The sequence below is a fragment of the Ectobacillus polymachus genome (assembly GCF_048159605.1).
GTDB lineage: Bacteria > Bacillota > Bacilli > Bacillales > Bacillaceae_G > Ectobacillus > Ectobacillus polymachus.
On the sequence record NZ_JBLREB010000001.1, the window covers coordinates 586,880 to 609,829 of the forward strand.

At 39.3% G+C, this 22,950-nt stretch carries 25 protein-coding genes and 2 pseudogenes; 26 read left to right on the forward strand and 1 reads right to left on the reverse strand.

Annotated elements, in window-relative coordinates:
- The first annotated feature begins 1 nt into the window (after position 1).
- The 19 genes and pseudogenes from ACM5BR_RS02915 (at position 2) to ACM5BR_RS03005 (ending at position 15,246) form a co-directional block, all read left to right on the forward strand.
- Positions 2-1,522: a 2-isopropylmalate synthase gene (locus ACM5BR_RS02915; protein ID WP_416825708.1), complete on the forward strand. Its 1,521-nt coding sequence runs from the start codon at positions 2-4 to the stop codon at positions 1,520-1,522.
- An 11-nt stretch (positions 1,523-1,533) separates the two neighbouring features.
- Positions 1,534-2,622: a 3-isopropylmalate dehydrogenase gene (gene leuB, locus ACM5BR_RS02920; RefSeq protein ID WP_416825710.1), complete on the forward strand. Its 1,089-nt coding sequence runs from the start codon at positions 1,534-1,536 to the stop codon at positions 2,620-2,622.
- Positions 2,623-3,024: 402 nt separating this feature from the next.
- On the forward strand, positions 3,025-4,419 hold the full coding sequence (gene leuC / locus ACM5BR_RS02925) for a 3-isopropylmalate dehydratase large subunit (protein WP_416825712.1): 1,395 nt from the start codon (positions 3,025-3,027) through the stop codon (positions 4,417-4,419).
- Positions 4,397-4,963, forward strand: coding sequence for a 3-isopropylmalate dehydratase small subunit (leuD, locus tag ACM5BR_RS02930; protein WP_416825714.1), 567 nt, complete (start codon positions 4,397-4,399; stop codon positions 4,961-4,963). Before leuC ends, leuD begins: the two co-directional genes overlap by 23 nt.
- A gap of 225 nt (positions 4,964-5,188) precedes the next feature.
- Entirely contained in the window at positions 5,189-6,451 is a 1,263-nt protein-coding gene (locus tag ACM5BR_RS02935) for an ATP phosphoribosyltransferase regulatory subunit (protein WP_416825716.1), read from the forward strand.
- Entirely contained in the window at positions 6,427-7,053 is a 627-nt protein-coding gene (gene hisG / locus ACM5BR_RS02940; protein ID WP_416825718.1) for an ATP phosphoribosyltransferase, read from the forward strand. Before ACM5BR_RS02935 ends, hisG begins: the two co-directional genes overlap by 25 nt.
- A gap of 12 nt (positions 7,054-7,065) precedes the next feature.
- Entirely contained in the window at positions 7,066-8,367 is a 1,302-nt protein-coding gene (gene hisD / locus ACM5BR_RS02945; protein ID WP_416825720.1) for a histidinol dehydrogenase, read from the forward strand.
- Positions 8,364-8,951, forward strand: coding sequence for an imidazoleglycerol-phosphate dehydratase HisB (gene hisB, locus ACM5BR_RS02950; RefSeq protein ID WP_416825722.1), 588 nt, complete (start codon positions 8,364-8,366; stop codon positions 8,949-8,951). The genes hisD and hisB overlap by 4 nt, the downstream gene beginning before the upstream one ends.
- A 1-nt stretch (position 8,952) precedes the next feature.
- Positions 8,953-9,582, forward strand: coding sequence for an imidazole glycerol phosphate synthase subunit HisH (gene hisH, locus ACM5BR_RS02955; RefSeq protein WP_416825725.1), 630 nt, complete (start codon positions 8,953-8,955; stop codon positions 9,580-9,582).
- Positions 9,555-10,274: a 1-(5-phosphoribosyl)-5-[(5-phosphoribosylamino)methylideneamino]imidazole-4-carboxamide isomerase gene (gene hisA, locus ACM5BR_RS02960; RefSeq protein ID WP_416825727.1), complete on the forward strand. Its 720-nt coding sequence runs from the start codon at positions 9,555-9,557 to the stop codon at positions 10,272-10,274. Before hisH ends, hisA begins: the two co-directional genes overlap by 28 nt.
- Entirely contained in the window at positions 10,268-11,026 is a 759-nt protein-coding gene (gene hisF, locus ACM5BR_RS02965) for an imidazole glycerol phosphate synthase subunit HisF (protein ID WP_416825729.1), read from the forward strand. Before hisA ends, hisF begins: the two co-directional genes overlap by 7 nt.
- Positions 11,023-11,328 (forward strand): phosphoribosyl-AMP cyclohydrolase, encoded by a 306-nt coding sequence (gene hisI / locus ACM5BR_RS02970; RefSeq protein ID WP_416825731.1) that lies wholly within the window; start codon positions 11,023-11,025, stop codon positions 11,326-11,328. Before hisF ends, hisI begins: the two co-directional genes overlap by 4 nt.
- 11 nt (positions 11,329-11,339) lie before the next feature.
- Positions 11,340-11,663: a phosphoribosyl-ATP diphosphatase gene (gene hisE / locus ACM5BR_RS02975; protein WP_416825733.1), complete on the forward strand. Its 324-nt coding sequence runs from the start codon at positions 11,340-11,342 to the stop codon at positions 11,661-11,663.
- A 21-nt stretch (positions 11,664-11,684) separates the two neighbouring features.
- Positions 11,685-12,689 (forward strand): histidinol phosphate phosphatase domain-containing protein, encoded by a 1,005-nt coding sequence (locus ACM5BR_RS02980; RefSeq protein WP_416825735.1) that lies wholly within the window; start codon positions 11,685-11,687, stop codon positions 12,687-12,689.
- Between the two features lie 83 nt (positions 12,690-12,772).
- A complete protein-coding gene (locus tag ACM5BR_RS02985; protein ID WP_416825736.1) occupies positions 12,773-12,934 on the forward strand; it encodes a YozQ family protein in 162 nt (53 codons plus the stop codon).
- A gap of 88 nt (positions 12,935-13,022) precedes the next feature.
- Positions 13,023-13,292 (forward strand): helix-turn-helix domain-containing protein, encoded by a 270-nt coding sequence (locus ACM5BR_RS02990; RefSeq protein ID WP_416825738.1) that lies wholly within the window; start codon positions 13,023-13,025, stop codon positions 13,290-13,292.
- A 10-nt stretch (positions 13,293-13,302) separates the two neighbouring features.
- Positions 13,303-14,029, forward strand: a pseudogene (locus ACM5BR_RS02995) (IS3 family transposase); the annotation flags it as partial.
- 178 nt (positions 14,030-14,207) lie between these two features.
- On the forward strand, positions 14,208-14,927 hold the full coding sequence (ymfI, locus tag ACM5BR_RS03000) for an elongation factor P 5-aminopentanone reductase (protein ID WP_416825740.1): 720 nt from the start codon (positions 14,208-14,210) through the stop codon (positions 14,925-14,927).
- 64 nt (positions 14,928-14,991) lie between these two features.
- Positions 14,992-15,246: a DUF3243 domain-containing protein gene (locus tag ACM5BR_RS03005; protein ID WP_416825741.1), complete on the forward strand. Its 255-nt coding sequence runs from the start codon at positions 14,992-14,994 to the stop codon at positions 15,244-15,246.
- Here the strand turns inward: ACM5BR_RS03005 and ACM5BR_RS03010 are convergent.
- The gene (locus ACM5BR_RS03010; RefSeq protein WP_416825743.1) at positions 15,226-15,582 is read right to left on the reverse strand and encodes a hypothetical protein; all 357 of its coding nucleotides are present in this window, start codon (positions 15,580-15,582) and stop codon (positions 15,226-15,228) included. The genes ACM5BR_RS03005 and ACM5BR_RS03010 overlap by 21 nt on opposite strands.
- Positions 15,583-15,841: 259 nt before the next feature.
- Here ACM5BR_RS03010 and ACM5BR_RS03015 point away from each other — a divergent pair, with 259 nt between their 5' ends.
- The 7 genes and pseudogenes from ACM5BR_RS03015 (at position 15,842) to rny (ending at position 22,934) form a co-directional block, all read left to right on the forward strand.
- Positions 15,842-16,627, forward strand: coding sequence for a DUF3388 domain-containing protein (locus ACM5BR_RS03015; protein ID WP_416825745.1), 786 nt, complete (start codon positions 15,842-15,844; stop codon positions 16,625-16,627).
- 20 nt (positions 16,628-16,647) lie between these two features.
- The gene (locus tag ACM5BR_RS03020) at positions 16,648-17,517 is read left to right on the forward strand and encodes a helix-turn-helix domain-containing protein (RefSeq protein WP_416825747.1); all 870 of its coding nucleotides are present in this window, start codon (positions 16,648-16,650) and stop codon (positions 17,515-17,517) included.
- Between the two features lie 61 nt (positions 17,518-17,578).
- The gene (gene pgsA / locus ACM5BR_RS03025) at positions 17,579-18,157 is read left to right on the forward strand and encodes a CDP-diacylglycerol--glycerol-3-phosphate 3-phosphatidyltransferase (protein WP_416825749.1); all 579 of its coding nucleotides are present in this window, start codon (positions 17,579-17,581) and stop codon (positions 18,155-18,157) included.
- 18 nt (positions 18,158-18,175) lie between these two features.
- Positions 18,176-19,414, forward strand: coding sequence for a competence/damage-inducible protein A (locus ACM5BR_RS03030; protein ID WP_416825750.1), 1,239 nt, complete (start codon positions 18,176-18,178; stop codon positions 19,412-19,414).
- A 148-nt stretch (positions 19,415-19,562) separates the two neighbouring features.
- Positions 19,563-19,772, forward strand: a complete 210-nt coding sequence (locus ACM5BR_RS03035) for a hypothetical protein (protein WP_416825752.1) — start codon at positions 19,563-19,565, stop codon at positions 19,770-19,772.
- 323 nt (positions 19,773-20,095) lie between these two features.
- Positions 20,096-20,947, forward strand: a pseudogene (gene recA, locus ACM5BR_RS03040) (recombinase RecA); the annotation flags it as partial.
- Between the two features lie 424 nt (positions 20,948-21,371).
- A complete protein-coding gene (gene rny / locus ACM5BR_RS03045; RefSeq protein ID WP_416825754.1) occupies positions 21,372-22,934 on the forward strand; it encodes a ribonuclease Y in 1,563 nt (520 codons plus the stop codon).
- The last annotated feature ends 16 nt before the right edge of the window (positions 22,935-22,950 follow it).

Here is a 22,950-nt window from a genome sequence, read left to right on the forward strand (position 1 = left end):
CATGAGACGAATTCTATTCATGGATACGACGCTTAGAGATGGGGAACAATCAGCCGGCGTAAACTTGAATTCGCAAGAAAAATTACAAATTGCTCGTCAGTTAGAAAAATTAGGAATTAACATCATGGAAGCAGGCTTTGCAGCTGCTTCCGATGGTGATTTCCAATCTGTAAGTGATATAGCAAATATCGTGAAAACTTCCTCCGTAATGAGCCTTGCACGTGCAAAGGAAAGCGATATTAAAACGGCCTATGAGGCACTAAAACATGCAGCAGAACCACGCTTGCATGTGTTCATTGCGACAAGTGACATTCATATGAAATACAAGCTTCGTATGACACGAGAGCAAGTATTGGATTCGGTTAAAGAGTCAGTAACACTAGCAAAATCATTATTTCCAGTTGTTCAATTCTCGGCTGAAGATGCAACGAGAACAGATTATGCTTTTCTTGCACAAACAGTTGAACAAGCCATTCGTTACGGTGCAGATGTAATCAATATTCCAGATACGGTTGGCTATACCCATCCGCAAGAATACTACGCTCTTTTTCAGTACTTAAAACAGCACGTTCCATCTTATGAAAAAGCAATTTTCTCTTGTCATTGCCATGATGATCTTGGGATGGCTACAGCAAATTCGCTAGCTGCTATTGAAAGTGGTATAGGTCAAGTAGAAGGAACGATAAATGGAATTGGAGAACGTGCCGGAAACGCTGCTTTAGAGGAAATTGCCGTTGCCCTTCATATTCGTAAGGATCATTATCACGCTTTCTCCTCCTTGCAATTAAAGGAAATTAAGGCAACAAGCTCATTAGTGAGTCGCTTAACGGGAATGGCAGTTCCAAAAAATAAAGCAGTCGTCGGCGCAAATGCATTTGCACATGAATCTGGTATTCACCAGGACGGCGTATTGAAGGAAGCATCTACCTACGAAATTATTTCTCCAGAGCTTGTTGGAGAAGAACAAAATAAGCTAGTACTAGGAAAGCATTCGGGTCGTCATGCGTTTACAGAACGAATGATTGAGCTTGGCTATGTATTAACGGACGAAGAGCGAGATCGTGCATTCCGGGCATTTAAACAGCTAGCTGACCGAAAGAAAGAAATAACAGAAGCAGACTTGCATGCACTTGTCTTAGGAGAAACATCGCTTCTCAATCAACCTTATGAAGTGAAAGATTTACATGTGAGCTTTAATTCCAATGGTACACAATCAGCAACCGTTGTTTTAGAAGATGAGCACGGAGCTATTTTAGAGGATGCAGCAACAGGTGCAGGTAGTATTGAAGCAATTTACAATGCAATTCATCGAATTTTGAAGAAAGAATATCGCCTTGTTGATTACCGAATTCAGTCTATTACGCAAGGACAGGACGCATTGGCACATGTAAATGTTGAGCTTAGTGAGGATGGTAAGAAAGTATCAGGATTTGGCGTAGCACAGGATGTTCTTGAAGCATCTGCTAGAGCTTATGTCCATGCAGCAGGAAAACTTATACGGCTATCAGCAATAAAACGGTGAGGTGAAAAAGAGTGGAAAAGAGAATAGTTTGTTTAGCAGGTGACGGCATTGGCCCAGAGGTTATGGAGAGTGCTAAGAAAATATTAGAAGTAATAGAACGGTTGTATGGTCACCGTTTTCATTTGCAGGATGAATTATTTGGGGGTGCGGCTATTGACGAATACGGTCAACCGCTTCCAGCTCGTACACTTACGGCATGCTTAACGAGTGACGCAATTTTATTAGCTGCTGTTGGGGGTCCAAAATGGGATCATACACCGGAGCGTCCAGAAAAAGGTCTATTGGCTTTACGCAAAGGGCTTGGTGTATTTGCAAATGTAAGACCAGTTGAAGTGGAGAATTCCTTAGCTTATTTGTCGCCGTTAAAAGAAGAACGGGCGAAGGATGTACAATTCGTTGTAGTACGTGAACTAACGGGAGGTCTGTATTTCGCGCTTCCTAAGGAGAGAGATACAGACAAGGCGACAGATACACTTTCGTATACGAGAAAAGAGATTGAAAGAATAATAGAATATGCATTTAAACTTGCAAGAACAAGAAGAAAAAAAGTAACGAGTATTGACAAAGCGAATGTACTGGAAACGAGTAAACTTTGGAGAGAAATCGCCTTGGAAATTTCCAAGCGCTATGAGGATGTAGAGCTAGAACATTTATATGTTGATGCTGCCTCCATGGAAATGATTCGGAACCCAGGAAAATTTGATGTACTTGTAACAGAAAACATGTTTGGTGATATTTTAAGCGATGAGGCATCTGTATTAACAGGCTCCTTAGGTATGCTGCCTTCAGCAAGTCACTCTGAAAGTGGTCCTTCCTTATATGAACCTGTTCACGGATCCGCTCCAGATATTGCAGGAAAAAATATTGCTAATCCAGTTGCTATGCTTCGTTCACTAGCATTATTACTAGAGCAATCATTTGGATTAACAAATGAAGCGAAAGCCATCACAAATGCAATTTCTGCTGTATTAGGTGAAGGTTATTTCACAGCAGACCTTGGAGGAAAAGAAACAACGACATCGTTTACGAATCGTATTGTTCAGACGATAGAAGAACAAGTATTAGTGGGGAGAGGAAGGGCGTCAATTACTCATGACTGAAGTCGCGAGCTTGTAGCTACCCAGAAGTGCAAACGTCTTGCGACTCCTTCCTTAGGGTGGTGTTACATCGTGGGCAGATTGACCGCTACCCTACTACAAGGGATATACCCAAATAGCAACCGTTACGCAGGCGGTTTTTGCCTAGTGGCAGTACTAGGCTTCCACATCCAACTAGGCAGACGAATACGTCTAAGATTTTACGCTACAAACGACTTTTTGTAACAACCTCATATCTTGTCAAAGAGCAAAACGAGCAAAGGAGTGCCTTCCATATTCAACGGTTTTCTCCTTTGTCCCAATTAAACTATAACACGAAAGGAGGAATACAGGACGTGTTTTTGCTTACGCAAAAATCGCACATTTCTCCCGTGACTGAAGTCACGGGTGTCCTGTACGAAAATTATGAAGAAAACACTGTTTGATAAATTGTGGGATCGGCATGTTGTTGCAAGCTCAGAAAATGGAACAGATTTAATTTACATCGATCTTCATCTTGTACATGAAGTAACATCTCCGCAAGCATTTGAAGGATTGCGGTTGACAAATCGTAAGGTACGTAGACCGGATCGTACCTTTGCGACAATGGACCATAATGTGCCTACAAAGGACGTATGGAATATTACTGATGTTATTGCGAAAAAGCAAATGGATACTCTTCGTGCAAACTGCGAAGAATTTGGAATCACTTTAGCAGATATGAATGATGATCGCCAAGGTATTGTGCATGTAATCGGTCCAGAACTTGGATTAACACAGCCTGGGAAAACAATCGTCTGCGGTGATAGTCATACGTCCACACACGGTGCGTTTGGAGCACTTGCATTCGGGATTGGAACAAGTGAAGTGGAGCATGTATTAGCGACGCAAACCCTTTGGCAAAAGAAGCCAAAATCAATGGGAGTTGAACTCAAAGGAAAACTTGCGCAAGGTGTATATGCAAAGGATATTATCTTACATCTTCTTGCAACATATGGTGTTTCTATGGGGACAGGTCATGTTATTGAATTCTACGGTGATGCCATTAAAGCGCTATCGATGGAAGAGAGAATGACCATTTGCAATATGGCAATTGAGGGCGGAGCAAAGGCTGGTTTAATCGCACCAGATGAGACGACATTTGCATACATAAAGGGTCGTCCATATGCTCCGGAACATTTTGAAGAGGCAGTAAATGATTGGAAAACCTTGTATACAGAAGAAGGGGCAGTCTTTGATCGCCACGTTACTGTAGATGTTTCATCTCTTTCTCCATACGTTACGTGGGGAACCAATCCAGGTATGGGTGTTCGTATTGATGAAATGTTCCCGGAAATAACAAACAAAAATCTTGAACGTGCCTATACCTATATGGACCTTAAGCCTGGGCAAACTCCATCCGATATTCCGGTCGGGCATGTGTTCATCGGCTCATGTACGAATTCACGTTTGTCAGATTTAGAGGAAGCTGCTTCCATTGTAAAGGGAAGAAAGGTAAAGGAAGGCGTCCGGGCACTCGTTGTGCCAGGCTCGAAACAAGTACGCTTGCAAGCAATGGAAAAAGGCTTGGACAAAATCTTTATCGATGCTGGGTTTGAATGGCGTGAGGTTGGCTGCTCGATGTGTTTAGGAATGAATCCTGATCAAGTGCCTGCAGGAGAACATTGTGCCTCAACTTCCAATCGTAATTTTGAAGGCCGACAAGGCAAAGGAGCACGTACACATCTTGTTAGTCCTGCTATGGCAGCTGCAGCAGCAATCTACGGAACATTCGTGGACATTAGAAAGGAGGAGTACCGTGAAACCGTTTCATACGCATAAAGGCACTGTTGTCGCTCTTATGAGTGACAATATTGACACGGATCAAATTATTCCAAAACAATATTTAAAGCGCATTGAACGTACGGGATTTGGACAGTTTCTCTTTGATGAATGGCGCTACAATGATGATCGAAGTGATAATCCGGCATTCCCTTTAAATAGTAGAAAACTTGCTACCATATTAGTAGCAGGTGACAATTTTGGCTGTGGATCATCTCGTGAGCATGCCCCTTGGGCCCTGGATGATTACGGAATTCGCGTTATTATAGCGGGAAGCTTTGCAGATATTTTTTATATGAATTGCACAAAAAATGGTATTCTTCCTGTCGTTCTAAGTGAAAAAGAACGAAAGATTCTAAGCAATCAAGGTGCTGATGAAGAAGTAGTCGTAGATTTAGAGAAACAAACGATTTCTACAAAAGATGATATCTTTTCTTTTGAAATTGAGCCTGTTTGGAAGGAAAAACTATTACTTGGGCTTGACGATATTGCATTGACGCTCAAGTATGAAAAAGAAATTACAAGCTATGAGCAGCAATTATAGTCAGGATAGACCTTCAATTCTAAAACAGAGTTGAAGGTTTTTCTGTGCATAAATTATGCATAATTTTATACATATATGAAAATCATTACTTTTTCATAAAGTCTTGAATAAACAGGGCAGAAACGAGATAATGGATACATATTTCGAAAACATTTGACATAATTTTTATTCCTTTGTATCTTTTAATATAACTACTTTTGTTTCCTAAGACAAGGAGTGTTACAAATGACAAAATGGAAAAGAGCAAATCCTACAGGTACGAGGGACTTACTATTCGAAGAATGTACCCGGCAAGAAGAGGTAGAGCAACGATTACGACGTGTCTTTCTATCGCGTGGATATCAAGAAATTCGCACGCCATCCATTGAGTTTTATGATGTCTTCTCTTTTCGAAATCGTCCTATTGATGAAGAAAAGATGTATAAATTTTTTGATCAGAATGGCCGTATTCTCGTTATGCGACCCGATATGACCATTCCAATTGCCCGTGTTATTGGCTCCACTATGATGAAACCACCGTTAAAAATTACTTATAGCGGTAATATTTTCCGTGCTAATAAAAGTATGACCGGAAAATATAATGAGTTAACACAAACTGGGATTGAAATTATAGGGATTGAAAACTTGCGAGCAGAGGTAGAATGTATTGTTAGTGCTATCCATGCATTGCAAGCTGTTGGGGTAACGCAATGCAAAATTGAAATTGGTCAGGTTGAATTATATAAATCTATCGTGAAAAAACTTTCTCTATCTGAGGAAGATGAAGCGAGCCTACGAATCTATATTGAAAATAAAAGCTACACAGGGTTATCTGAATTTTTAAAGGAAAAGAACTTTGATAGCAATGATGAGACTATACAATTGCTTAAGAGATTGCCGCGGTTGTTTGGTGGAATGGAAGTCATTGAAGAGGCAGAACGGTTAGCAACCAATAAAGAAATGAAAGAGGCAATTGTTCGTGTTAGACAAATTTATGAAACGATTGAACGTCTTGGATATAGCAATTATATTACCGTTGATTTAGGTATGATTCAAAATCTTCAATATTATACAGGCGTTATATTCCGTGGTTATGCAAATGATATAGGAACAGAAATATTAAGCGGTGGACGCTATGATGACCTAATGGGACACTTTGGAGAGCCATATCCTGCGGTAGGATTAGCATTGCAAGTTGATCAAATTGTCCGCGTCTTAAAGGAGATTGCACCACCCTCATCAACTGAACATGTTACCGTGTTCATTCATTATTCATTAGAATCCATTGAAAAAGCAGAACGATTACGCGCAATGTTTGCGAAGGATGGTGTGAATGCAGAATTATCGATGTATGATACGCTGCAGGACTCATTTCATTTTGCACGAAAGCATAACATTATGCATGTGATTGATTCGTCGTTAGAAAAGCTAACATCATATGTTTATACTGACAAATGGGTGCTGGAAAAAGAGGGGGAATCTTCATGCGTAACGTTCAAATTGCGCTAACAAAAGGTCGTCTAGAGAAAAGTGTAATTCCGCTTATGGAACGTGTCGGGATCGATTGTTCTGAGCTGAAGGACAAAGGAAGAAAACTGATTTTTAAAAGTGGAGATGGGTCGATTTCTTTCATTCTTGTAAAAGCGGTGGACGTGTTAACTTATGTAGAGCATGGCGTAGCTGACATTGGCATCGTCGGGAAAGATGTCCTACTAGAAAATGAAAAGGAAGTTTATGAAATGGTTGATCTTGGCATCGGACGCTGTAAATTTTGTGTTGCTTCCATTTCATCCTATGATCCGAACAGTTATAAGAAAAAAACAATTGCAACCAAATATCCAAATGTAGCATCCGCTTATTTCCGTCAAAAAGGTGAGGATGTTGAAATTATAAAAATAGAAGGCTCTGTTGAAATTGCACCTCTCCTTGGTCTTGCAGATGCTATTGTAGATATTGTGGAAACAGGACAAACACTAAAGGAAAATGGCCTTATCGTTTTTGAAGAAATATCCGATATTTCAGCAAGACTGATAGCAAATAAAGCATCATTAAAAATGAAAACAAAAGAAATGTTTTCTATTATAGATCGTATTGAAGAGGCATTACAATAGGGAGGCAGGGCTATGAAAGTATTATATGGAAAGCAGGATGAAATTTTAATAAATATAGAAGCATTGCGCGAATCATCTAAAGTAGTACAAAAAGAAGCTGAGGAAGCTGTTCAGCAGGTTATCAAAGAAGTGAAAAAGAATGGGGATGCAGCACTTCGTAATTATACAGAAATGTTTGATAAAGTAAAGTTAGAAACATTCCGTATCAAGCAAAGCGAAATTGACGAAGCATATGCTGCAGTGGACCCTTATTTCTTGCAAGCACTAGAGGAAGCAAAAGTTAATATTGTTTCCTATCATGAAAAGCAGAAGCGGCAAGGCTTCGTAGAGGCAGAGCAAGATGGAATTATTCGCGGACAGCTTATTCGTCCTTTGCAAACGGTTGGCGTATATGTTCCTGGTGGCACGGCTGCTTATCCTTCATCGGTTCTGATGAATGTATTACCAGCAAAAATTGCTGGTGTTCCCCGTATTGTAATGGTAACTCCACCGCACGCTGGCGGCGTAAATCCGTATATTTTAGCAGCAGCAAAGGTTGCAGGTGTTGACGAAGTATATAGCATTGGCGGTGCTCAAGCGATTGCTGCACTTGCATATGGAACCGAAAGCATTCCTCGTGTAGATAAAATTGTTGGGCCTGGTAATATGTACGTTGCACTAGCCAAGCGTGCTGTATTTGGTGATGTAAATATTGATATGATAGCTGGTCCATCCGATATTCTTGTCGTTGCAGACGAAACAGGTAATGCCAGTTACATTGCTGCTGATTTGCTTTCTCAGGCAGAGCATGATGTGAATGCAACTGCGATTCTTGTTACGCCATGTGAAGAGCTTGCTCTTGCAGTAAAACAGGAAGTGGAAAAGCAAGTGGAAGAGCTCCCGCGTAAGGAGATTGCAAAGACGTCGATCGAACGAAACGGTGCGATAATCGTTGTCAATTCTCTAGAAGAAGCGTTTGAAGCGGCGAATGCTATTGCACCTGAACATATTGAGCTACATGTAAAGGATCCGATGCTAGCGCTCGCAAATGTGAAGAACGGCGGCAGTATTTTCCTTGGACCGTATGCTCCAGAGCCACTCGGCGATTATTTTGCGGGTCCGAATCATGTATTACCAACTAGCGGAACCGCACGTTTCTTCTCTCCGTTATCTGTGGATGATTTTATTAAAAAATCTAGCTTTGTATCCTATACAAGACAAGCACTTGAGAAAGTAAAAGACCAAATTGTAATTTTAGCTGAAAAAGAAGGCTTACAGGCACATGCTAAGGCGATACAAATCCGATTTGATGACAAAGTGGAGGGGAAAGAATGACACGAACGGCGGAACGAATTCGTACGACGACAGAAACGGATATCAAGGTTTGGGTTGATCTAGACAATCAAGAACAAGTGAGTATTGATACAGGGGTTGGGTTTTTTGACCATATGCTCACATTATTCGCGAGACATGGCCGTTTTGGATTAAAAATACATGCTAAAGGTGATCTCTATATCGACTCGCATCATACCGTAGAAGATGTAGGTATTGCACTTGGGGAATGCATCAAGCAAGCGCTTGGGGATAAAAAGCAAATTAATCGCTACGGCACGTCTTACGTTCCGATGGATGAGGCATTAGGCTTCGTAACGCTTGATATTAGCAATCGTCCGTTCCTTGTATTTGATGCAGAACTTACAAACGAGAAACTTGGTAACTTTGATACAGAATTGACAGAGGAGTTTTTTCGCGCTGTAAGTTTTAATGCAGGTATTACGTTGCACGCTCGTGCCCTTTATGGCAAAAACACGCATCATAAAATCGAGGCACTCTTTAAAGCGTTTGGTCGTGCTTTACGGGAAGCGGTTGAAATGAATGCAAATATTACAGGAGTTAATTCTACAAAGGGGATGCTGTGAAATGATTGCAATTATCGATTATGGAATGGGAAATTTGCACAGCGTTTCAAAGGCGCTGGAACACATAGGGGTTTCTTATGTCATTACAGACGATGTAGAACGAATTCGCAAGAGCGATGCAATAATTTTACCTGGAGTTGGGGCATTTCCTAGAGCAATGAGAGAAATCGAAGAACGAGGACTGACATCAATTTTAAAAGAGGAAGCGGCAACTGGAAAACCGTTTCTTGGTGTTTGCCTTGGAATGCAGCTCTTATTTGAAGCAGGAGAAGAAATTGAGCATACAAAAGGTCTTGGACTTTTGCCAGGAGTTGTTCGAAAACTTCCAGCTGGTCGTAAAATTCCTCATATGGGCTGGAACTTATTAGAGCAAAGAAAGCAATCTCCTCTATTAAAGGATGTACCAGCTGATTCATACGTGTATTATGTTCACTCATTTTATGCAGATTGCCCGGATGAAATGATAGACGCAGGAAGCGACTATGGAGTTTTTGTTCCAGGCGTAGTGTCGCGAGGCAACATTTACGGGGCACAATTTCATCCCGAAAAAAGCAGCGTTACGGGTCTAAAAATGCTAGAAAACTTTAAGGAGTTGGTAGAAACATGCTCATCTTCCCAGCAATCGATTTAAAAAACGGCCGCTGTGTTCGTTTATATCAAGGCCAATTTCAGCAAGAAACAGTTGTAAATGAAAATCCGCTTGAGCAAGCGATTGTATTTGAAAAGCTTGGTGCGAAATATTTACATCTCGTTGATCTTGACGGGGCACTTGAAGGGAAGCCTACAAACTTCCCTGTTATCGAACAAATCGCAAAAACACTTACGATTCCAGTTCAAGTTGGAGGCGGTATCCGTTCAATGGAAACGATTGACATGCTCCTTTCTGTTGGAGTAGCACGTGTTATCATTGGTTCAGCCGCTTTATTAAACCCTGTATTTTTAGAAGAGGCCTTACAGGCATACGGTGAAAAGATTGTTGTCGGTATTGATGCGAAAAATGAATTTGTCGCAACCCGCGGCTGGCTTGATGTATCTGATGTACATTATATTACGCTTGCAAAGGAAATGGAGAAAAAAGGCGTTCAAACGATTGTATTTACTGATATTTCCCGGGATGGTACACTTACTGGTCCGAATTTTGAACAGTTACAAGCGTTACAAGAAGCAGTATCGATTCAAATCGTTGCTTCTGGCGGAGTTAGCTCTCTTTCCGATATTGAACGCCTAAAGCAGATGAATCTATATGGTGTAATTACAGGAAAGGCGCTGTACGAAGGAAAATTCCCTCTTGAAGAAGCCTTGCAGGTGGTGAAATCATGCTAACAAAACGAATTATTCCATGTTTAGATGTAAAAAACGGTCGTGTTGTTAAAGGAATTAATTTTGTGGAGCTAGCAGATGTGGGAGACCCTGTTGCTATTGCTGAAGTTTACAATAGAGAAGGGGCAGATGAACTTGTTTTCCTAGATATTACCGCCTCTCATGAAGAACGTAAGACAATGATTGATGTGGTTGAACGTACAGCTGCAAAAGTATTTATTCCTCTTACAGTTGGAGGAGGGATTAGCTCTGTAGAGGGAATGTATAATCTGCTTCGTGCAGGTGCTGATAAGGTTTCAATCAATTCTTCTGCAGTGAAAAATCCACAGCTCATTGCTGATGGTGCAGAACGATTTGGTACACAGTGCATTGTAGTTGCCATTGATGCAAAAAAGGTCAGCGAAGGCAAGTGGAATGTTTTTGTGAACGGTGGTCGGATTGATACGGGACTCGACGTTATAGAATGGGCTAAACGTGCAGAAGAACTAGGTGCAGGTGAAATTCTTTTAACAAGTATGGATACGGACGGAACGAAGCAAGGTTATGATTTAGTATTAACAGAAGCGGTGTCACAGGCTGTAACCATTCCTGTTATTGCTTCTGGCGGCTGTGGCAATAATGATCATATTGTAGAAGTATTTGAAAAAACATCAGCTGATGCTGCTTTAGCGGCTTCCATTTATCATTACGGAGAAACAACTATTGCAAAAACAAAGGAAAAATTGCACGAAGCTGGAATTGAGGTGAGACGATGACACCCGATTTTTCAAAAGGATTAGTACCTGCTGTAATCGTCGATGATAAAACGAACGATGTACTTATGCTTGGGTATATGAATGAAGAATCTTATGCAAAAACATTAGAAACGAAAACGACGTGGTTCTTTTCTAGATCTCGTAATAAGCTTTGGAACAAAGGGGAAACTTCCGGACATTTTCAGCATGTGAAAGAGATATATTTAGACTGTGATCAAGACACAATATTAGTTCGGGTTGATCAAATAGGTCCAGCATGTCATACCGGAAGCAGAAGTTGTTTTTATACGAAAGTAATGTAGGAGGAGACACAATGACAAACGTACTTCAAGAATTATATGATGAAATTGTAGATCGTAAGAAAAATCCAGTAGAAGAATCGTATACGAATTATCTATTTACAAAAGGTCTCGATAAAATTTTGAAAAAAGTAGGGGAAGAAAGTACAGAGGTTGTCATTGCTGCAAAAAATAATAACCGCGAGGAACTAATAAGCGAAATGAATGATTTAATTTATCACAGTCTCGTTTTACTTGTGGAAAAGAATATTTCTTTAGAAGAAATTGAAGAGGAAGCAAATCGCCGTCGCGGAAAGCTATCTCGCATTGGTGACAGAAAAGAAATAAAGAAGCTCTAAGGGATAAAGGGGGAGAAGACGATGCGAGTTGATTTTCATCTCCATCTAGAAGAAGGGCCATATTCACTTCGCTGGCTTGATCGAACGAATCAAGCTATTCAACATTTTACACCGGTAGATGCACCGTTCCATTCATGGGACTGGCTTATGCAATCTAATAAATTACTAGAAAAACGGTTACAGCTAGGAGCATTTTCTTCTTATTGGATTGATTTATACCTAGAGGAAGCACTAAGCAAAGGCTTAAAAGAAGTTGGAATTGTTGATCACTTATACCGTTTTGTAGAAGCAAGAGAATACTACTATCGTCACGTAGACATTTCTGGTAGTGAACTAGGTACTCTTCAAAAGGAATGGCTAGATCAGGTAATGATCATGGAAGTACATCAATTTACCTCTGCTATAGAAGAAGCGAAGGAACGATGGGCGAAAAAAGGCATCTCCCTTCGTCTTGGCCTTGAAGCAGACTATTTTGTTGGCGGAGAAGAAGAGTTAGCAGAGCTTTTAAAGCTGGGCAACTGGGATTACGTAATCGGCTCCGTCCACTTTACAGACGATGGTTGGGGATTTGATAATCCGGATACAAAGGATCTTTTCATTGGAAAGGATCTCGATGCACTGTACAAAAATCATTTTGCAACTGTAGAACGTGCCATTCGATCCAAACTATTTGATTTTGTAGCCCATCTAGATAATATGAAGGTGTTTAATTATCGTCCCGATGAGAACAGCTTGCTGCCGTATTACGAAAATATCGCAAAGGCATTAGTAGAAAGTGATGTTGCGACAGAAATTAATGCAGGATTATACTATCGATATCCGGTTCATGAAATGTGTCCAAGTCCACTCTTTTTAAGTGTGCTCGCGAAGCATCATGTACCGCTTACTGTTTCATCTGATTCTCATTATCCTGATGATATAGGCAGTTATGTAGCTCAAAATGTGGAAACATTACGTGCTCATGGTTTTACTGAAATTGCAACCTTTGAAAAACGGAAACGTGTCATGAAATCACTTGATAACTAATTTTCCACTAGATAATTCCATATATGAATATTCTTCTTTTGTTAACACTATAGAAAAGCGGTGCTGGAAAAGGAGGGATTTTCATGAATGAGAAAAAGCGTTTAAAGTTTAATCCAAAGGAAATAACCGCTTCGTCTAGGCTTCAAGTTAGAGTTACTGAGGAACAAATTAACGACTTAGTTGCTGAAGGAACGATTGATAGCATGGTAAAGAATAGAGGAAAAAGTGAAGGATGGATTTCGTGAAATTGGTATAGAAAAGGCATCCTTCTTTATACGTGAACTGCACCCCAATTGTTAGACAGAGTCTAATAATTGGGGGAGCAGTTTTTTTATGACTAAATTTACAGTAGAAGATAAATTAGCGGCAGTTCAACGTTATTTAGATGGAAGAGAGAATTATGCTTCGATTGGGGCGTCCATAGGTACATCTAAAGCTTTGATAATGAACTGGGTAAGGCAGTACCAGCATCATGGGGAAGAAGGGTTATTCAAAAAATCATATACAAGTTACTCGACAAAGTTTAAACTAGACGTACTAAATTATATGAATAATCATGGGACATCTCCAAATGAAACAGCTACATTACTTCTCCTGGGTTAATTCGAAAATGGAGATAAAAAGATTGATAAAAGCTATTTACCATGAACATAAAGGGCGTTACGGATACCGTCGTAGTAAGGATGAACGCAAGAATCAAGGGCATATAGTTAATCATAAGAAAGTCCAGCGATTAATGAAAGAGCTTGGCTTAAAGAGCATCGTTCGTATGAAAAAATATCGTTCATATAAAGGGGAAGTTGGTAAGACAGCTCCGAATATTTTGAATCGAAACTTCCAAGCAGAAAAGCCAAATGAGAAGTGGGTAACCGATATTACAGAGTTTAATTTATTTGGGGAAAAGCTCTATTTATTTCCAATATTAGATTTATTTAATAGTGAAATCATCACCTATACACTCGATTCAAGACCAAAATATTCCCTTGTTAAAACAATGCTAGAACAGGCATTTGAACGACTAACGGACAAAGACAAACCCCTTATCCACTCAGATTAAGGCTGGCATTACCGAATGCCTCATTACCAGCATGCATTAAAAAAAACGAAATATTACACAGAGTATGTCCCGTAGAGGTAACTGTTATGATAACGCTGTAATGGAAAACTTCTTTGGTACCTTAAAATCAGAATTATTATATACACAGGCATTTGAAAGTGTTGAGGATTTTAAACAAGAATTAGCAAAATATATAGATTACTATAATAACAAACGAATTAAGGCAAAACTAAAAGGTTTGAGTCCAGTGCAATACCGAACTCAAACCTTAGAAGCTGCCTAATGAAAATAAATGTCTAACTTTTTGGGGTCACTTCAGAGCTGGCTACCTTTTGAGTCAGCTCACGAAATAGGCTGTCAAGAAGAATCCAGTAAAATCAGTGATTTCTAAGACAGCCTATTTCGCATGCTTCGTATTATTTTTGTTTTTAGACAGCCCTTTCGAGAGAGGAGAAGTGAATATGAAAGAATATGTTCTTATAACAGGTGCGAGCGGGGGAATTGGTTCTGCAATTGCAAAAAAGCTTGCCCATGAAGGATATTCCCTTTATCTACAGTATCATTTAGGAAAAGATCAAATTGATAAGCTTTGCGATTCGTTAGCTGCCTATGAAGTGATTCCGGTGCAAGCTGATTTATCAAATGAAGATGGTGTAAAACAACTTTGGGGCCAAATTCAAGAGGATATATCTGGAATTGTATATGCAGCCGGAAAGAGTGTATATGGACTTGTCACTGATGTTGAGGATAAAGAGTTAGAAGATATGACTCACTTATCTGTGTTATCTATGTATAAGTTAATCAACTATGCTTTACCTGCTATGATTCGAAAACGCAGTGGGAGTATTGTTATTATTTCATCCATATGGGGACAAACTGGAGCTTCATGTGAAGTGTTATATTCCATGTTAAAGGGTGCGCAAAATACGTATGTGAAGGCACTTGCCAAGGAAGTAGCACCAAGCTCTGTACGTGTAAATGCGGTTGCTCCTGGTGCAGTAGAAACTACGATGATGAATATGTTTTCAAATGAAGAAAAACGTGAGATTGCTGAGGAAATACCGCTTGGAAGACTTGCAAAACCTGAAGAAATTGCAAATGCAGTTGCCTTCCTTCTATCGAGCTCTTCTTCATATATTACCGGTCAAGTAATCGGAGTGAATGGTGGTTGGCATTGCTAATACATAAATTCTATTCAATCTGTAAATAGTAGTAATGACTTTAATGAAAAGTGAGGTGGTAAGCATGTCGGTTCTTGACAATTTTGATCAATGGAAGTCGTTTTTAGGTGAACGGCTAGGACAAGCAAATGAAAAAGGACTTAATGATGGTCAATCTGTTTCGGAAATGGCTTATCGAATTGGCGATTATTTAGCGAATGAAGTCGAAGCACGAAATGAAGAAGAACAGCTTTTAGCAGAGCTTTGGAAGGTAGCGGATGAAGGGGAGCAACATACGATTGCTAACCTAATGGTCAAGCTAGTACAAAGCAAACAGTAAGGGAGGAGTAATCCTCTCTTTTTTCTTTATCCCGCTATTTAAGGGCAGTAAGACCCCCACTTCTGGTTTTTGAGGGATAAGTGAAGGAGCTATAACCGTACAATCCACTCCTAAACTTAAAAGTAAGCGATAAATTTCATACCCCGTTGGACCAACCTCATAATATACTTTTAACTGTTCAACAGCACCTAATTTTTTTATAAGCTTTCTTAATGCTTCTGGTGTATGGTAGATCATGCCTAAATATTTAGGCTCATTTCTTCCCTCATCTGCGATAGCGACGGAAATTTTTTCCTTTGAGACGTCTAAACCTACGTATTTTGTGGTATCCTTCATAATAAACTAGCTCATTTCGTAATGTAGCTCTGATTTGGTTTGGTTTTTTGTAGTAATTCAGTCTAACCAAATTGACCTACGAAATTACGAGTAAGAGGCTAGTTTCGTTCATGATAACTTTATTTCGGAATTTATATAGCATAATATTTCCTATTTCATAAAATCTCCTTATAATCAATCAGGCAAATTGCCTTTTCTAATGTCGGAAAATCATATAATATAGTACGTAGGTATTAAGGTAGTGAGGAGGGTACTTGTGATGATAGAGTGGTACTTTGAATATGAAATACATAAAAACCGGCCTGGATTGCTCGGAGATATTTCTTCTCTAATCGGTATGCTAGGTATAAATATTATGACGATTAACGGTGTTGACAACGAGCGACGAGGATTACTGCTAATCTGTGATAATCAAGAGCAGATCACAAGACTTGAATCAATTCTAAATACGATGGATAATATAACGGTAACAAAGTATCGCGAGCCAAAGCTAAGAGACCGCTTAGCAGTTCGACATGGAAGATACATACAACGTGATGCAGATGATAAGAAAACCTTTCGCTTTGTAAGAAGTGAACTTGGTTTGCTTGTTGATTTCATGGCAGAGCTAATGAAGAAAGATGGTCATAAATTAATTGGAATTCGCGGAATGCCACGTGTAGGAAAAACAGAATCAATTGTTGCTTCTAGTGTATGTGCGAATAGGAGATGGATTTTTGTATCTTCCACCCTTATTAAGCAAACCGTTCGAAGTCAGCTTATTCAGGATGAATATAGTGAAAACAATGTCTTTATTTTAGACGGAATTGTATCAACGAATCGTGCGAATGAACGGCATTGGCAGCTTGTCCGAGAAATTATGCGTATACCTGCTACGAAAGTAGTCGAGCATCCGGACATTTTTGTTAGTCAATCTGAATACACACTTGATGATTTTGATTATATTATTGAGTTGCGTAATCACTTCGACGAAGAAATAAAATACAATTTAGTTGATGACTTTGAGGAAGATAAAAAGGATAATTTTTCCATGTTTGATTTTTAGAAAAATATGAGGTGTTATCATTGACGCAATTAGGAGAAAAGCTGAAAGAAGCTAGACTAGCAAAAAATTTGTCTCTTGATGAATTACAACATACAACGAAAATACAAAAACGTTATTTAGTATGCATTGAAGAGGGAAAATTCGAAGCACTTCCAGGAGATTTTTATGTACGTGCGTTTATTAAGCAATATGCAGAAGCGGTAGGGTTAGATGCGGAGTCTACTCTAGAAGAATATAAGGAAGAATTACCTTCTACACATGAAGTTGAACAAGTATCTAGGGTCCAAACAAGGGAAACAAGTACGCAAGCTTCTTCTTCACGCATTATGGAATACATGCCGAAAATACTAATTACTCTGCTCGTAATTGCAGTCGGAGTTGGAATTTGGTTGATAGCACAGGCTTTAACGCATAAAAGTCCAAACCAAGTGAAAACGGGAAATACAATATCTTCAGCCCAAGTGGATAAGCCGAAAGACTCAGCACTAGATAAGAAGCAGGAGCAACCAGCTCCGCAACAGCCTGCACAGCCCGCACAACCTGCTCCGCCTGCTCAAGAAATCAAAGTAGCGGATACGAACGGAAAGACATCTACCTTAGAAATCCGTAATAACACTGCGTTGCAAATCGAAGTATCTGCAAAGGGAGATGCCTATGTAGACATTAAAAACGGAGCTGGAAAAATGTTTTTTAATAAGACGATGGCACAAGGTGAGGTGCAGCAGCAGGATTTATCAGCTGAAGATACGGTACGATTAAACATCGGGAGCGCACCTAATACAGATATTAAAATAAATGGTCAGCTGTTAACGTATCCGCAAGATCCAAACAGTATGGATCATCAAATCATCATTATTAAAAACTTGCGTAATCAGCAGCCAACTCAGTAATAGTCATCGCCGCGCGATGACTATTTTTCCATGAGATAACCGTTATAATGGAGGAATCATTGTGAACTTACCGAATAAAATAACTATTTCTAGAATTTGTTTAATTCCTATCTTTTTAATGGTAGTACTAATTCCGTTTGATTGGGGAGATCAATTGGTAGGTGTTTCTGATTTAAGAATGCGAAACCTAGTTGGAGCAATCGTATTTATTATTGCTTCTGCAACTGATTGGATTGATGGATATTACGCAAGAAAACATAATTTAGTAACAAATTTAGGGAAATTTCTAGATCCATTAGCAGACAAGCTCCTTGTTTCGGCAGCTTTAATTGTTTTAGTTGAGTTACATAATATTCCATCTTGGATTGTAATTATTATTATTAGTCGTGAATTTGCTGTTACAGGCTTACGGTTAATTTTAGCAGGTACAGGAGAAGTAGTTGCAGCCAATATGCTCGGTAAAATTAAAACATGGACACAAATTATTGCTATTTCAGCATGCTTTCTTCATGATGTTCCATTTCAATGGCTACCTTTTTCTATTTCAGCAGTAGCAATATGGATTGCCCTTTTCTTTACCATTCTTTCTGGATGGGATTATTTTTGGAAAAACAGATCGGTATTTACAAATTCAAAGTAACGGTAGGGGGAGTAGGGGATGAATGCAGAAATCATTGCAGTTGGAACAGAATTGCTATTAGGTCAAATCTTAAATACAAATGCGAGATTTTTAGCCCAAAAACTTGCTTCAATCGGTATTGATGTATACTATCAAACGGTCGTTGGCGATAATGTGGGGCGCTTAGAAGAAGCGATTCACATTGCACAAAATCGAGCAGATATTCTAATTTTTACAGGCGGACTTGGACCTACGAAGGATGACTTAACAAAGCAAACAATCGCAAAAGCAGTTGGTAGTGAACTCGTATATAACGAAGAGGCGCTGCTCTCTATTAAAGATTATTATGATCGTACAGGTCGTGAATTTGTAGAAAGTAGTAGAAAACAAGCCCTCGTTCTTGCTGAGGCAACGGTATTTCCAAATGATCACGGTATGGCACCGGGAATGGCCCTTCAAAAAGATGCTCATACATATATCTTACTTCCAGGACCGCCAAAAGAAATGAACCCTATGTATACTAGCTATGTTGGCAATTTTTTAATGGAACTTGCACCGGAGGAGAAGTTATACTCTCGTATTCTTCGTTTTTTTGGTATTGGTGAATCCCAGCTTGAAATGGAAATTCAGGATTTAATTGATCAACAAAGTAATCCAACAATCGCTCCCTATGCTGCCGAAGGAGAAGTTACACTTCGAATAACAGCAAAACACAGTGATGAGCAAATTGCTCAAACATTATTAGATAAAGTAGAAAAACAAATACTAGCAAGAGTTGGAGAGTTTTTCTATGGGTATAATGATGATTACTTACATATGAAAGCTATTTCTATCATGAAACAAAAAGGATTAACCTTAGCATGTGCAGAAAGCTTAACAGGCGGTCTATTTGGAGAAAAAGTAACGGAAATAAGTGGCGTTTCTTCTTTCTTTAAAGGGGGAGTTATTTGCTACAGTAACGAAGTCAAACAGCATGTGCTGCATGTATCAGAACAAACGCTGGCAAACGAGGGAGCAGTAAGCTCGGCGTGTGCAGAGCAGCTGGCAGAACATGTTCGGACTCTCATGCAAGCTGACGTTGGCATAAGCTTTACAGGTGTAGCGGGGCCTAATTCATTAGAAGGAAAAAAACCAGGAACCGTATTTATTGGCATTAGTGTTGCTGGAAAGCCGAGCATTTCTATTCCATTACATTTAGGTGGTAGTCGACAAGTTGTTCGTGAACGGACAGTAAAATATGGATTTTATCATTTGTACAAAAAACTAGAAGAACTATAATGCTCTTCTAGTTTTGCTTTTTTTTAAGAGGGAAAGTATAAGATTAGTAGAAGAAAAAGAAAAAATCGAATAAGTGTTCGATTTTTGTTGGCATTTTACAATGGAAAAGGTATAATAAGTCTATGTTTAAAACAAAGGAGGAACTCGAGTGGGTGATCGTCAATCAGCGTTAGATATGGCGTTAAAGCAAATAGAGAAGCAATTTGGTAAAGGCTCTATTATGAAGCTAGGAGAGCAAACTGATAGAAGAGTTTCTACAATTTCAAGCGGATCCTTATCGTTGGACGTTGCACTAGGTGTTGGTGGATATCCAAGAGGTAGAGTAATAGAAATTTATGGTGAACGAATATCTTGTTAGATTAACAAGATTTATCGCCCGCTTACCGGGAAACAGGTAAGATGAAAGGGGCAAAATCGGAGAACATCTTAAAGAAGACGACTCCGAGGTAACTGCAAGAGGTAATACACTTGCAGCACCGTAACGCGTACCAGGTGAACCTGCACGGCAGAATATAATCCTGGCAAGAGTGTCCCTTCCCTAACAGATCGTGCTGAGGGATAATATGTACGCTGAGCTGAGCTGGAATCGACCAGCTGTAGTTATGTAATCCTCCAGAGTTACATAATAATGAGGGTGACCTCCAGAAGCAAGGATAAAAAGCCTTGTGTATAACAATCCTGCCTGAATCATCTGGTAAAACAACTGTTGCTCTTCATGCAATTGCAGAGGTACAAGCAACTGGTGGCCAAGCTGCTTTCATTGATGCAGAGCACGCATTAGACCCTGAATATGCACAGAAGCTAGGAGTTAACATAGACGAGTTGTTACTTTCCCAACCTGATACGGGAGAACAAGCGTTAGAAATTGCTGAAGCCCTTGTTCGAAGCGGTGCCATTGACATTATTGTCATTGACTCTGTAGCAGCTCTTGTACCAAAGGCGGAAATTGAAGGAGAAATGGGAGATTCTCATGTTGGTCTTCAAGCTCGTTTAATGTCGCAAGCACTTCGCAAACTCTCAGGTGCCATTAATAAATCCAATACGATTACGATTTTCATTAACCAAATTCGTGAAAAAGTTGGAGTTATGTTTGGAAACCCAGAAACGACACCAGGTGGACGCGCATTGAAGTTTTACTCATCTGTCCGCTTAGAAGTACGCCGTGCTGAACAATTAAAGCAAGGTAACGATATTGTCGGAAATAAGACAAGAATTAAAGTTGTGAAAAATAAAGTAGCACCTCCATTCCGTACTGCTGATGTAGATATTATGTACGGAGAAGGAATTTCTAAAGAAGGCGAAATTCTTGACATGGCGGCTGAACTAGATATTGTTCAGAAGAGTGGGGCATGGTATTCCTATAATGAAGAACGTTTAGGGCAAGGTCGTGAAAATTCAAAAACATTTTTAAAAGAAAATACTCAAATTCGTGATGAAATTGCCATGAAAGTTCGTGATCATTATCAAATTAATAATTCAAAAGAAATTTCTGAAGAAATCGATAATGAAAACTTAAATTTACTAGACGATTAAAAAGACACATTTACTGTGTCTTTTTTAACATTATAAAGCTATGGATTCTTAATTTATTTTGTCTTAAGTGGAAAATCGGAGAACAATTATATAAATAGTAATCGAGTCTGATTGAAATTTTCTTTCAGCGTAAACTTTGTGATACCGCTTCCTTTGTTGCCATACAAAGAATACAAACACATACAACCCTTGACAATAAAAATACCGAACTATACAATATGTTTGTATATTCTTTTTTTACCATTTTCATCATAACTTCTTCTATGAGGATATGACATAGGTCTTTGTACTAAAAAGAATAATTATAATGATAAAGTGAAAATGAAAATTGTTCCAACATGGATGAAAAGTGTTATTGCTGTACGTTGAAATGAAATGTACATGCTGGCAGTCTTTTCTATTCATAGCAAGAGGAGGTGAAAGTATGGATACACTAACGATTGTCATCTCCCTATTGCTTACAGCGATTGTCAGTGCAGTTGTTGGCTTTTTTGTTCGGAAATCCATTGCGGAGGCAAAAATTAATGGTGCTACTTTTGCTGCGAGTCAAATCGTAGAGGATGCTAGACGTGAATCGGAAGCATTAAAAAAAGAAGCGCTGTTAGAAGCAAAGGATGAAATTCATAAACTTCGTACAGAAGCTGAAGTAGAAATTCGTGATCGGCGAAGTGAGTTGCAAAAACAAGAAAATCGTTTAATGCAAAAAGAAGAGAACCTAGACCGCAAGGATGAATCACTTGACAAGCGTGAACAAATGCTTGAAAAGAAAGAGGATTCTCTAACATTGAGACAACAGCAAATTGAAGAGTTGGAAAGCAAAGTGGGAGAGCTCGTTCAAGCACAACAGCGAGAATTAGAACGGATTTCTGGCTTAAACCGTGAGGAAGCGAAATCGATTGTACTTGATAAAGTCGATAAAGAACTTTCTCATGAAATTGCAATAAAGATTAAAGAGAGCGAATTGCGCGCAAAAGAAGAGGGAGACAAAAAAGCGAAGGAAATTTTGTCTTTGGCCATTCAAAGATGCGCTGCTGACCACGTTGCTGAAACTACAGTTTCTGTCGTGAATCTTCCAAACGATGAAATGAAAGGTCGTATTATAGGACGTGAGGGTCGTAATATCCGTACGTTAGAGACGTTAACTGGAATTGATCTTATTATTGATGATACGCCAGAGGCGGTTATATTATCAGGATTTGACCCGATTCGCCGTGAAACAGCTCGAATTGCTTTAGACAAGCTTGTGCAAGACGGCCGTATTCATCCAGCTCGTATTGAAGAAATGGTAGAAAAATCAAGACGAGAAGTAGATGAATATATTCGTGAAGTAGGAGAACAAACCACATTTGAAGTTGGAGTTCACGGTCTACATCCAGACTTAATTAAAATATTAGGTCGTCTGAAATTCAGAACAAGCTATGGTCAAAACGTATTGAAGCATTCTATGGAAGTAGCATACTTAGCAGGACTAATGGCGTCTGAGCTAGGAGAAGACATGAAACTTGCACGGCGTGCAGGTCTGCTTCATGATATTGGTAAAGCAATTGACCACGAAGTTGAAGGAAGCCACGTTGAAATTGGTGTAGAATTGGCAACGAAATACAAGGAACATCCAGTTGTTATAAATGCAATTGCTTCTCACCATGGTGATACAGAACCAACTTCAGTTATTGCCGTTCTGGTAGCTGCAGCTGATGCACTATCTGCTGCAAGACCAGGAGCAAGAAGCGAAACATTAGAAAATTATATTCGTAGACTTGAAAAGCTTGAAGAAATTTCTGAATCATATGAAGGTGTAGAGAAATCATACGCAATTCAGGCTGGAAGAGAAGTTCGCATTCTCGTAAAACCAGATGCTATTGATGACCTAGAGGCTCATCGTTTAGCACGAGATATTCGAAAACGAATTGAAAACGAACTTGATTACCCAGGACATATTAAAGTAACTGTAATAAGAGAAACAAGAGCAGTAGAATATGCAAAATAAAGTGGTGTAAAGCCAC